We start from the raw sequence: 9,584 nt of genomic DNA on the forward strand, positions 1-9,584 counted from the left end.
CAGAAAATCCCAACGCACCGCGAAGGGGGGGCCAAAACTAGCCGTCACACTGGGGCCACTTCAAGTTGACATTGCCAGGAATCGTTGCGTGGGCAATCGCGTGGCCGGTCAGGAACGCGCTGAGGCGATCGCGGCGAGCCTGCTCGGCGCGGCGATAGGCGGCCGCGACCCGCGGACCGAGGTCAGCTCCGTTCAGGACGAAACGACCGGTGGCGACGTCATACCCGTCGGTGTTGTCGGGCCCCGCGGCGGGCATGTCCGACACCATCGCCCACATGATGTCGTGGCGCCCGCTAAGTCGGGTGAGCGCGTCGCTGAGCCGGTCGCCGGCGTCGGGCTCGTCGGACACCACGATGAGCAGCAGCGTGTGCCGGTAATGCGTTGCGACGTACTCGAGTTGGGCGGCGACGTCGCTGCGGCCGGGTTCGGTCGCGCTGTGCTGATACCAGCGGTGCAGTAATCCCTCGATGTGCGACTCGCCGCGCCGCTGGGGGATGTTGACCGAGCCGCGGCGGTCACCATACACCATGCCGATCTGATCGGATCGTCGTAGCCCGATCAATCCCACCGCGCCCATGATGTGGGCGGCGACGTCGCGCTTGTACTCCCCGCTCGGCGCGAGCCCCGACATGTTGCGGCCCGCGTCGGCCACCAGCAGTATCTTGTGGTGCTTTTCGGAAACGAACCGTTTGACGAGCACACCTCCGGAACGCGCGGACGCCTTCCAGTCGATGTCCCGTACGTCGTCGCCGGGAACATACGGTCGCAGGTCGTCGAATTCCATGCTGCGCGTGTGCAATAGCGCGTAGTGGCCGCCCTCGAGCAGGCCGCGCGTGTCGGTGCCGAAGTGGGCTTTCGCCCGATTGAGGTGCTTGCCCAAGGCCGGCCTTCTCGCGCCTCACGGGACCCGGACGGCCCGCAGCACGGCGTCGACCACGGTTTCGGGGGTGACGTCGGCGCTCGCCGCTTCGAATCCGAGGATGAGCCGGTGCCGCAACACCCGGTGCGCAAGTTTCGCGATGTCCTCGGGCAGCACGTGCGCACGTCCGGACAGCACGGCCAGCGCCCGCGCCGCCTTGCAGAACGCGATCGTGGCGCGCGGGCTGGCACCGTATTCGACCAAACGCGCGAGCTGCTTGGGCAACACCCGCTCGGGCTGACGCGTCGCGTCGACCAGTTGGCTGGCGTAAAGCATCAACGCACGATCCATGTGGACGTGGCGCACCACGCCCTGCAGGCGCAGCACGTCGTCGAGGCCGGCGACCGGCGCACTGCGCCGCCCCGCGTCGAAGACGCCCGCGTCGATCCGCGCCATCACTTCCACCTCCTCCTCCGGGGACGGGTAGCGCACGATCTCCTTGATCAGGAAGCGGTCGGTCTGCGCCTCCGACAGCGGATAGGTACCTTCCTGATCTACGGGGTTCTGGGTGGCGATGACCAGAAACGGGTCAGCGAGCGAGTGCACGCGCCCGGCGATCGTGGTCTGCCGCTCCTCCATCGCCTCGAGCATCGCGCTCTGGGTCTTCGCACTCGACCGATTGATCTCGTCGAGCAGCACGATGTTGGCGTGCACCGGACCTAATTGGGTGACGAACGAGTTGGTCGCCGAGTCATAGATCTGGGTGCCGATGATGTCGCTCGGCAGCAAGTCAGGAGTGCACTGGATGCGTTGAAAGCGGCCATGAATCGATTCGGCCAGCACCTTGGCGGCGGTCGTCTTGGCCAGGCCCGGCACGCTTTCGAGCAGGATGTGGCCGCCCGCGAGCAGCCCGATCAGCAACGATTCCCTCAGGTCGTGCTGCCCGACGATTTTGGCCGTAAACGCTTCGGAGATCGAGTCGACCGTTCGCCGGATGGCGCCGAGTTCGCGTTGATCCGGTTGTGTCCGTGCTGTAGTCATACGCCCGCTGGGATACCCCGACGTCCGGTTTTGACACTTCGGCCCCGAGTTCCCCCAGCCCGAGACCTTGGCAAGCGAGCGTCCGCCCTAGTCGGCTATCGGTTCGCGACGCCATTGGCGGACCGCCGCTATCGCTGTCTTGAGCCCGCGACGGCGCCCCGACGCCCGGTCGGTCATGGCGAAACCGGGCTGCAGCTGAGCAAACATTCGCTCGCTGCGGGTTTCCGGCGCGTCGTCGGCGGTGTCGCGCAAGTACCTGTTGGGCAGTGACAGCTTGGCGATGGTGCGCCACGTCTTGGCGTACTGCGTCACAAAAGAATCCGTGGTGTAGGGCAGGTCGTATTTGTCGCACAACGCGCGCACCGGGACCGAGACCTCGTGCAGCCGGTTGCTCGGCATGTCCGGGTACAGGTGGTGTTCGATTTGGTGGCATAGATTCCCGCTGAGGAACCGCAGCACCGGCCCCGCTTCAAAGTTGGCGCTGCCCAGCATTTGACGCAGATACCACTGGCACTTGGTTTCGCCGATCATGTCGGTCTTGGTGAATTTCTCTGCGCCGTCGGGAAAGTGCCCACAGAAGATCACCGCGTTGGCCCAGATGTTGCGGATCACGTTTGCCACGGCGTTGGCCTTCACCGTCGACTTGTAGGTCGCGGCCGGCGACAGCGACGTGAACGCCGGGAAAGCGAGGTAATCCTTGAAGACCTGGCGGCCGGCCTTGGTGAAGAACTCGCGGGCCTTCTCGATGGTGATGTCGCGGTCCGGGCCGGCCTTCAAAAGCTTTTCCAAATCGACGGTCTGCAAGCCGATTCCCCACTCGAACCCGAGCGCGAGCAGGGCGTTGAAGAGCACGTTGCCGACGTTGAAACCCTCCCAAGGCTGGTCGCGCGTCACGCGCAGGATGAAATAGCCCACGTCGTCGTCCATGCCGAGGATGTTGGTGTACTTGTGGTGCTGATGGTTGTGGGCGGCGATCCAGTGTTTTGATGCCGCGCTCATGTCCCACTCCCACGTCGTGGAGTGAATCTCGGGATCGTTCATCCAGTTCCACTGGCCGTGCATGACGTTGTGACCGATCTCCATGTTCTCGATGATCTTGGCCAGACCAAGAGTCACCGTTCCCGCCCACCATGCCGAGCGTTTCGAGCTTGCGGCCAGCAGGAGCCGCCCGGCGACCTCGAGGGCACGTTGCGCGGCGATGGTGCGCCGGATGTAGCGCGCGTCGCGCGCACCAAGGGAATCCTCAACGTCCTGCCGGATCGCATCCAGTTCGACGCCCAGGTTCTCGATGTCTTCCGCAGTCAGGTGGGCAAAAGCCGGGACGTCGGTAATCGCCATGGTTTCCTTCTCTTAAAACTTCTGTGTGGGAGCTCGGCGGCGCGCGCATCGGCGAGTCTTTCGGCCGGAAGACTTAGGCGATTCACAGGCCCGTGGGACCGAATGCGATTCGCCTGAGCCTCAACGGTGTTCGTTGGTCCGCTAGCCGAGCACGGCGAAACTGTTCGTCTCGCCACCGTCAGAGCCGATGGCGAGGAGCATCATCAGGAAAGCCTCCGAGCCGCTGGTCGAGCTGACCGGCATGTGCTGCTCATCCTACGCGACGACTCGACCAAGTCGGGGGCACGGCCTTGAGATCAGTTGCCGATGGGCGGCTTGGGTTCTCCCGTCACCGGAGGATACGGACCCTCGCCGGCCTCTGGCACGACGGGCACATCCGCGTCCGCGTCCTTCGCCTCGGGCTCGGCTGTGGAGGTGGGGGGCCGCTCGCACTGTGGGGTCATCGCTGTCTCCTTCCAAGACAAATGCGGAATTCATACCCACGTGCGACGCCCGGAACACCCCGGCGGGCATGATTCGTGCCGATCCGCCGGGTTCTGCATCGCGACCGCGACAAATTCCGACCGGCCCCGGCAATGCTCAATCGCCCCGTCTCACAATGGATTCAACGCGCCGCCGCGGGGCCACTTCGTCGTCTACAACGGCACAGATGTGTTGGTCTTCACACTTGCCGTTTTCTGTCAATAAAGTTATCGGTTCGGGCCACCCCGTCGACTTGATGGGAGCCGCAAAAATGTCGACCTTCCTGATCGCAGCGCCTCAGGCGTTGGCCGCGGCGTCGGTCGGGTGCGATCGCTCGGTTGTTCGGCAGTTATGGGCGGACGTATCAGGCTCTCGGCGACGGGGCGGCGGCGTTTTAGGAGCAATACGTTGGGGCGCTGAGCGCGGGTGGGGGCTCATACGCCGCCGAGGCCGTGAACCCGATCTAGTCGGAGTATCGAGTGGTGAAATGGCGCTCAGCCGTGTCCGATCCTTTGGGTCCCAACAGTGAGCCCGCCGCCCCCATTTCGTGCTACACCGATTCGCAAAACCGTCGTGGAGTGATCGACCGGCGCGTCGCCGAGGAAAACTGTCCCAGGAAAGCATCGTTACGGATTGCCACCGGTGAATTCGTTGGCGCGAAATTTACATACGCCGCATTTGGCGCTCCGAAACCAGCACCCATTTAGCGGCGCGGCGCGTATTCTGACCGTATGGTCAAGACCAAGACCAGAGCTTGCGTGCATTGCGGCCGCACGTTCGATCCGAACGATCTGGGGCGTGACCTGTCCGATCCGGACTGGCATCCGACCGCCTCAGTCTATTGTTCACATGATTGTAGCGACCGGTTCCACTGCGATATGACCCATTGCTGCTCGGCCCACGTGAAAGAGAAGGCCCGGCGCGAAGCCGCCAAGGCGGCGCTGCGCGAAACGTAGGGCGACCGGTCGCGGCGTGGGCCGCCGATCGGTCGGCTCGCCGGGAACGCCTGCGCGGTAGCAAACGCCGTCGTGTGCCAGTGCGCGTCCCGGAATGCTACGTCTGCGGTTCCGGCTGGGCCGCGTGCCGCGGCTGATGTAACAGTGCACGAACCAGGGGGCGCGGCCCGACGGACCGAAGCATCTGGCTCGCCGGGCGAACCCGGACCCGCTTTGGCCACCAAAACCAGCGTCCCATCACCGTCATGATCGACGGCGTGATGAGCGATCGGACGACGAAGGTGTCGAACATCAGGCCGAGCCCGATCGTTGTGCCGAACTGACCGATCGCCCGAAGGTCGCTGGTGATCATCGTGGCCATGGTGACGGCGAACACCAGACCCGCCGCGGTCACCACCGGGCCGGTGAGACCCATCCCGCGGATGAGTCCCGTTTTCAGGCCGGCCCCGATCTCCTCTTCGATACGCGAGACCAGCATCAGGTTGTAGTCCGACCCCACAGCCAACAGCACGATCAGCGCGAATTCGGTTGCCACCCAGTGTAACTGGAAGTTGAGAAGGTGCTGCCAGATCAGTGTCGAGAACCCGAACGCGGCGCCCAGCGACATCACGATCGTGCCGACGATGACGCCCGCGGCGACCAAAGCGCGGGTGACGATCACCATGATGACGAAGATGAGCACGATCGAGGCGACGGCGGCGATCAGCAGGTCGAACTTCGCGCCGTTGGCGATGTCGTAAAACGTTGCGGCAGTGCCGCCGAGGTAGATGTCGGCGTTTTGTAGGGAGGTGAGCTTCAGCGCCTCCTTGGCCGCGTTGCGCTCCTGATTGACGGATGCGATTCCCTCCGTCGTCGCCGGATCGACCGAGTGGGTGATGATGAAGCGGGCAGCCTTGCCATCCGGCGAAACCATCAGGCTCAACCCCAGTTGAAAGTCCGGGTTTTGGAAAATTTCGGGCGGCAGGTAGAACAGGCTCTCGATCTGGGAGTCGTTGAAGGACTTGCCCATCACGGCGTTCGTGTCCGTCAGCCGGTCGAACTGATCGATCAGGCTGTCGAACGTGCTGTAGATGGTCAGCGTCGTATCGCGGATCGCCTTTGTGACGGCGATATTTTCGGGAATGATCGCCAGCAATTCCCGCGTGGCGGTAGCCGTGTGGTCGAGATCGCTGGTGAGGGCGTGGAACTTTTCGGCGAGTTTATCGAAACCGTCGAGGGCGTCGAACAAGCTTCGCAGCGACCAGCAGATCGGTATGTCGTAGCAGTGCTTCTCCCAGTAGAAGTAACTGCGAATCGGTCGCCAGAAGTCGTCGAAATCGGCGATGTGGTCCCGGATTTCGTCCGTGATGGCCGCGGTCTCCCCCGTGGTTTTCGAGCTGTCTTCCGCGGCGTCCGCGAGCTTTTGGGTCACCGCGTACTGGCGCTCCAAGAGGGAGATCTGGGTGTCGAGGAAACCGGTGATCTTTTTGATGTCGCCGACGCGGGCCTTCAGGTAGTTGAGGTTGTCGCGGATCGGCGCGGTTTGCACGCTCAGCTGGAACGGAACAGATCCGTCTTGAATCGGTGGGCCAAGCGGCCTGGTGATGCTCTGCACCCGTTCGATGCCGGGGACCCGAAAGATGGCTCCGGCAACCTTATCCAGGACCAGCATGTCGGTGGGATTGCGCAGATCGTGGTCCGATTCGATCATCAGCAGGTCCGGGTTCAGGCGGGCCTGGGTGAAGTGTCGATCGGCCGCGTCGTACGCCTGCACCGAGGACGCGCTCTTCGGTAGGTAGTACAGGTCGTTGTAGCGCGGGTTGAAGCCCGACAACCCCACGGCGCCGACGATCGCCAGGATGACGGAAGTGGCCAGGATGGGTGCCGGCCACCGCACGATGGCCGTCGCCAGGCGGCGCCACCGGGTGTAGTTGAACTTTCGCTTCGGCTCGAACAGACCGAAGCCGCTCGCGAACGCAATCAGCGCCGGCGTCAGGGTCACCCCGGCGGCCACCACCACCAGCAGACCGATTGCGCACGGAAACGCCAGCGAACTGAAGTAGGGCAGCCGGGTGAAGTGCAGGCACGCCAGGGCCCCGACGATCGTCAAACCCGAACCCAGCACCACCTTGGTGACGCCGGCGAAGGTGTCGTAGTAGGCGGCTTCGTGGTCCAGTCCCCGCTCGCGGGCCTCCTGGTAGCGGCCGACCATGAATATCGCGTAGTCGGTCCCGGCCGCAATCGCCAGCGCCGTCAGTAGGTTGACGGCAAAAGTCGACAGCCCCATGATGCCGGTGTTGCCCAGCAGCGCGACCACGCCTCGGCCGGTCGCCAGCCCGACGAACAGAATCACCATCGTGAGCAGCACAGTGCCGATGGATCGATAGACGAACATCAGCATGATCGCGATGATGACGATGGTGATGATCGTCATTTTGAACAGGCTGGCGTTGCCCACGACGATCGTGTCGTCGGTCAGGGCTCCCTGACCGGCAACGTAGGCCTTCACCCCGGGCGGCGGCTTCGAGTCCGCGACGATCTGGCGAACCGAATCGACCGACTTGTCGCCGACGGCGCCGCCCTGGTCACCGCGCAGGTTGACCTGGACGTAGGCGGACTTGTGGTCGTAGCTCTCGACGCCCGAGGCGGTAAACCGCTGCCCCCAGAAGTCGAGCGCATGCTCGACGTGCTTGGTGTCGTGCCTGAGCTTCTTGACCAGGTCGTCGTAGTACTGGTGAGCGTCTTGGCCGAGCGGCTTGTCACCGACCAGGGTCACCAGGACGAGGTTGTCGGAGTCGTATTCCTTGAATTTCTCCCCGATGTGCTTCATCCCGGTCACCGACGGCGCGTCGGACGGGGACAGGGGCACCGAGACGTCCTCGGCAACCGCCTCCAGCTGGGGCACGAACACATTGACGCCGACCGCGGCCAGCAGCCAGATCACGACGATCGGCAGCGCCAGGACGCGGATGGTGCGCGCCAACCGGGGTTTGCGCTGGAGTTCGTAGCCCGGCGCGACGGGGATTTTGTCGGTGTCGTCGGACTCGCTCATGACGTTGGTCACGCGGATTTGTCCAAGCAGGAAACCTGCGCGTCGCGCGCGTTGACTTGTTGTTGATCGACCAGTTTGCCGTCAACGGTGATCCGGCAGCCGATAAAGGGGCTGTCGCCCTGGGCGACGACGTAGGCGAAGATGCCGGGCATCTCGGCGACGATCGTCTTCGACCACGGCAATGTGGAGAAGCTGGCCTTCTGGGGTAGCGACTCCGCATCCATCCAGTTGACGACGCCTGTCGTCCCGGGCGGTCCCAGGATTTCGTAGACGGCGGTCTTGGCCGCGTACGGCGGGGTCGCATCGCGGGGATCCGGCTTCGGCAGTCCGGGTCCTGGGAAGACGCCGTGGAGCCGGCCCACTGCGACTCCGCCGATGATCAAGGCCATGACCACGACGAGCGGGACCCATACCAGTTTGATGAGCCTCAACACCGTGGTTCCCGCCTACGGGTTCTCGACCGGTTCATATCGAAACATGTCGTCGCTCGCGCCACGGCTAGCCGAACGCCACGGCGGTCGAGTTGATTCCCGCCGTGCGGCGTCGCTTCGGAGCGTGCCGGGCTAGCAGCGTTGCGAGGTTTGTCACAATGTGCCTTTCGCTGAGCGGGTGAGCGATCACTGCGGAGGGGGTGCTTCGGTCGCGGCCGAAGCGCCGCCGGCGAGCGCGGGTTGTACACCGGGACGGTCGCCGCATGAGGCCGCGACGTCGCAGGGCACAAATCGGACGCGGCTAGGCGGATTAATTGTTAGCACTGCGGCGCACACCGCGCACAACGCGAACAGTGCTGCGCTCACTTCTAAGACGCGGGCGAATCCGCAGGCGCTCGCCGCGCCGGCGCTGATCAGGCCCATGGAGCCGATCGACATCAGCGCGGCTAAACGGGAGACGCGTTGTTGATCGCAGACGTCAGGCCGCTGTGTTCTGTCGGCACCGAGGCCGGCATCACCGACGACAGCGGCGTGATGGTCGCGACCAGCCCGACCGCCAGCACGGTCATTTCGGGGACGAGGTCGGTGATGGCTTGGAATCCATGGGGTTTCGGGCGGATCAGCAGCAGCCCGATTCCCGCCACCGCGGGGCCGACGATCAGGAACGCGCGCGTTCCCACCCGCGCGGCGATCCGGCCGACGCGACGGGCCTTCCTGGGTGTAGGAAACATCGACGGTAAGCCCGACGCCGTGCGTGCGGCACTCAAAGAGCACCTGGCGAACTGGTCGGCACCCGGATCAACCGTCGTCACCGACCTTCGAGACCACCACCGAGAACCACTCGGCCCCTGGGGATTTCCTGGCCGGCGTGCTGTAATTTCGCGCAGTTTCCTCATGAGCCGGCGATGACGCGCGACACTACAGTTTCCTAACGGGTTGATACCGATTGATACAGAGCGGTTTTCGGCCGACATATTGGTGCACGATGTGCCAGTACACATTGTCGGCATGAAGATGCGGACCGTCCCGACGTCCATGCGCAACATAGGGAGAGCCATGAAATCCATGAAATCCGTCGCCGTCAGCGCGGCTGCACTGGCCGTCGTCGGCGGGGGCGCCGCCGGGCTCGCCCCCAGCGCATCGGGCAACGCGGCTGCGGGCCTGCCGCAGGTCCAACTGGCCTCAGCCGGCGCGCCGCTACCACAGGACCCGCCGCAACCCGCGTCGACGCTGACGCTGCCGACCGCTGACCAGCTGACTGGCATCCTCAACCAGCTCTCCAATCCGGGCGTGTCATATAGGACCAAAGATGGTCTCGTCGAAGGCGGCATCGGGTCAGGCGAAGGTCATCAGATGGATCACGAACTGAGAGTGGCCTACCGAAACGGCGGTCACGTCCCGTGGAGTGGTGTAAGAGCGGTCGCGTGTCCGCGTGTGGCTCTGTGGTAGCCACTATGCCGTGAGAG

9 protein-coding genes are annotated in these 9,584 nt (G+C 64.2%); 2 read left to right on the forward strand and 7 right to left on the reverse strand.

The features are described 5' to 3' along the window. Positions 1-37: 37 nt before the first annotated feature. From AWC19_RS08750 to AWC19_RS29620, 4 genes are all read right to left on the reverse strand, one after another. Positions 38-880 (reverse strand): DUF58 domain-containing protein, encoded by an 843-nt coding sequence (locus tag AWC19_RS08750; protein WP_085077668.1) that lies wholly within the window; start codon positions 878-880, stop codon positions 38-40. An 18-nt stretch (positions 881-898) separates the two neighbouring features. Beyond that, the gene (locus tag AWC19_RS08755; RefSeq protein WP_085077669.1) at positions 899-1,900 is read right to left on the reverse strand and encodes an AAA family ATPase; all 1,002 of its coding nucleotides are present in this window, start codon (positions 1,898-1,900) and stop codon (positions 899-901) included. 87 nt (positions 1,901-1,987) lie between these two features. Then, positions 1,988-3,238: a fatty acid desaturase family protein gene (locus AWC19_RS08760; protein WP_085077670.1), complete on the reverse strand. Its 1,251-nt coding sequence runs from the start codon at positions 3,236-3,238 to the stop codon at positions 1,988-1,990. A 296-nt stretch (positions 3,239-3,534) separates the two neighbouring features. Next, positions 3,535-3,681: a hypothetical protein gene (locus AWC19_RS29620; protein WP_158090850.1), complete on the reverse strand. Its 147-nt coding sequence runs from the start codon at positions 3,679-3,681 to the stop codon at positions 3,535-3,537. Positions 3,682-4,431: 750 nt separating this feature from the next. Here AWC19_RS29620 and AWC19_RS08765 point away from each other — a divergent pair. Beyond that, positions 4,432-4,656, forward strand: coding sequence for a ferric uptake regulation protein (locus tag AWC19_RS08765; protein ID WP_085077671.1), 225 nt, complete (start codon positions 4,432-4,434; stop codon positions 4,654-4,656). 97 nt (positions 4,657-4,753) lie between these two features. Here the strand turns inward: AWC19_RS08765 and AWC19_RS08770 are convergent, their stop codons facing one another. From AWC19_RS08770 to AWC19_RS30480, 3 genes are all read right to left on the reverse strand, one after another. Further along, positions 4,754-7,687, reverse strand: coding sequence for an MMPL/RND family transporter (locus AWC19_RS08770; RefSeq protein ID WP_169718095.1), 2,934 nt, complete (start codon positions 7,685-7,687; stop codon positions 4,754-4,756). Between the two features lie 8 nt (positions 7,688-7,695). Beyond that, the gene (locus AWC19_RS08775) at positions 7,696-8,076 is read right to left on the reverse strand and encodes an MmpS family transport accessory protein (protein ID WP_245848853.1); all 381 of its coding nucleotides are present in this window, start codon (positions 8,074-8,076) and stop codon (positions 7,696-7,698) included. A gap of 488 nt (positions 8,077-8,564) precedes the next feature. Further along, the gene (locus AWC19_RS30480) at positions 8,565-8,849 is read right to left on the reverse strand and encodes an MFS transporter (protein ID WP_245848851.1); all 285 of its coding nucleotides are present in this window, start codon (positions 8,847-8,849) and stop codon (positions 8,565-8,567) included. A 325-nt stretch (positions 8,850-9,174) separates the two neighbouring features. Between AWC19_RS30480 and AWC19_RS28990 the strand changes: the two genes are divergently transcribed. After that, positions 9,175-9,567: a hypothetical protein gene (locus AWC19_RS28990; protein ID WP_142281080.1), complete on the forward strand. Its 393-nt coding sequence runs from the start codon at positions 9,175-9,177 to the stop codon at positions 9,565-9,567. Positions 9,568-9,584: the final 17 nt, after the last annotated feature.

Source organism: Mycobacterium palustre, from assembly GCF_002101785.1.
Lineage (GTDB): Bacteria > Actinomycetota > Actinomycetes > Mycobacteriales > Mycobacteriaceae > Mycobacterium > Mycobacterium palustre.

Bases quoted from the DNA above. Each gene is read 5' to 3' on its own strand.
- AWC19_RS08755 (WP_085077669.1), bottom strand. From the start codon at position 1,900: ATGACTACAGCACGGACACAACCGGATCAACGCGAACTCGGCGCCATC.
- AWC19_RS08760 (WP_085077670.1), bottom strand. From the start codon at position 3,238: ATGGCGATTACCGACGTCCCGGCTTTTGCCCACCTGACTGCGGAAGAC.
- AWC19_RS29620 (WP_158090850.1), bottom strand. From the start codon at position 3,681: ATGACCCCACAGTGCGAGCGGCCCCCCACCTCCACAGCCGAGCCCGAG.
- AWC19_RS08770 (WP_169718095.1), bottom strand. From the start codon at position 7,687: ATGAGCGAGTCCGACGACACCGACAAAATCCCCGTCGCGCCGGGCTAC.
- AWC19_RS08775 (WP_245848853.1), bottom strand. From the start codon at position 8,076: ATGGCCTTGATCATCGGCGGAGTCGCAGTGGGCCGGCTCCACGGCGTC.
- AWC19_RS28990 (WP_142281080.1), top strand. From the start codon at position 9,175: ATGAAATCCATGAAATCCGTCGCCGTCAGCGCGGCTGCACTGGCCGTC.
- AWC19_RS08765 (WP_085077671.1), top strand. From the start codon at position 4,432: ATGGTCAAGACCAAGACCAGAGCTTGCGTGCATTGCGGCCGCACGTTC.
- AWC19_RS30480 (WP_245848851.1), bottom strand. From the start codon at position 8,849: ATGTTTCCTACACCCAGGAAGGCCCGTCGCGTCGGCCGGATCGCCGCG.